The sequence below is a fragment of the Actinocorallia lasiicapitis genome, from assembly GCF_054778695.1.
This window is the reverse complement of record NZ_BAAGZI010000705.1, coordinates 1-1,458: the sequence shown is the minus strand read 5'-3', so window position 1 is coordinate 1,458 and position 1,458 is coordinate 1. Positions and strand designations below refer to the sequence as shown.

The 1,458-nt window shown below is 70.9% G+C and carries 2 protein-coding genes; both read right to left on the bottom strand.

Translation table 11 applies throughout. The features are described from left to right. The coding region (locus tag ACYVE7_RS33950) for a helix-turn-helix domain-containing protein (RefSeq protein ID WP_460370670.1) at window positions 1-884 on the bottom strand (884 nt) is incomplete at its 3' end. Window positions 885-1,062: 178 nt separating this feature from the next. Next, on the bottom strand, window positions 1,063-1,458 hold a 396-nt coding region (locus ACYVE7_RS33945), incomplete at its 5' end, for a PucR family transcriptional regulator (protein WP_460370668.1).

The window sequence follows — 1,458 nt, the reverse complement described above, 5'->3', positions numbered from 1 at the left end:
GCCTTGCCCGGCCTCGCCCGCAGCAGCAGCGAGGCGTAGGCGAGCTTCAGCCGGGACAGGTTGCGCGGGTCCTCGTCCTCGCCGAGCAGCGACAGCGCCCGCTCGGCCAGCGTGATGCCGCGCTCGTACTCGCCGCGCATCTCCGCGACGAACGCCGCCTCCCAGTAGGCGGCGATCCGCGCCTGCGCGCTGCCGATCCGCTCGGCCCGCACCACCAGGTCGTCGGCGAGCTGACCGGCCCGCACCAGGTCGCCGCGTTCGATGCAGCAGCCCAGCAGGGTCGCGCCGAGATGGACGGCGGCCTCCGACAGCTCACCGCCGGCGATCGACAGCTTCCGCAGCGCGTCCTCCGCGCACTGGACGCCCGCGCTGGTGTCGCCGCGCTCGCGCAGGCAGCGGCTGAGCGCGACATGGGCGCGGGTCCAGTGCTCCCGGTCGTACTCCAGCGAGGCGCTGCCCGCGATCTCGCGGAGCTCGGCGATCGCGTCCTCCAGCGAACCGCTCGCCTCCAGCGCCAGGGCGTGGCCCCAGCGGGCCTGGCGGAGCATGTCGGGCAGCGCGAGTGCGTCGGTGTGGGCGAGGACCTCGGCGAACCGGTCGCGCGCCTCGGCGGCGGCGCCGTTCTGCAGCGCGATCTCCGCGTACTCCAGGGTGACGCGCAGCTCGTCGACGATGTCCTCGCTGACCCCGCTGACCAGGTAGGTCGGCGAGCAGTTCAGCTTGCGCGCGAGCAGTTCGATGACCGACGGGGCGGGCACCCGCTTGTCGGACTCGATCAGCGAGATGTAGCTGTCGGAAAGCTCGGGGAAGGCGAGCTGGGCCTGGCTGATGCCCTGCTTGATACGGAGGTTCCTGATCCGGTCTCCGAGAGTCTCTTGACTCATTCCCACCCGTCCCTCTTTACTGTTGGTCATGCCCCGATTGCGCAAAGTCATGAAATTCGCCGCCATGACCGCCGTCCTGCTCGGAGCTCTGACGCTCCTCACCGGACCGGCGGCCGCCGTCAAACCAGTAGGAATCGGGCCACGCGTGCACTGCTGCTGATTCTGGCCGATCAGGGCCCTACAGCGCGCGCAGAGCCAGGAAAAAGTCGACCCTGTCTTCGAGCGTGGACAGGTCCCGGCCCGTCAGCTCCTCGATCCGGCGAATCCGGTAACGCAACGTGTTGACGTGCAGGTGGAGCTGGTTCGCGCAGCGGTTCCACGAGCCCGAGTTCTCCAGGAACGCGCCCAGGGTGCGGACCAGGTCGGAGTGGTGCTCGGCGTCGTAGTCCTGGAGCGGGCCGAGCAGCCGGTCGCGGAACGACCGGCGCACCCCGTCGGGAACCGTCGCCAGCAGCAGCGCGTGCGAGTGGATCTCGTCGCTGGTGACGACATGGGCGCGGCCGCCGCGGCGCGCCCCGGCCAGCCGCCGCGTGTGCCTGGCCTCCTCGACGGCCCCGAACAGCAGGGACGGCCC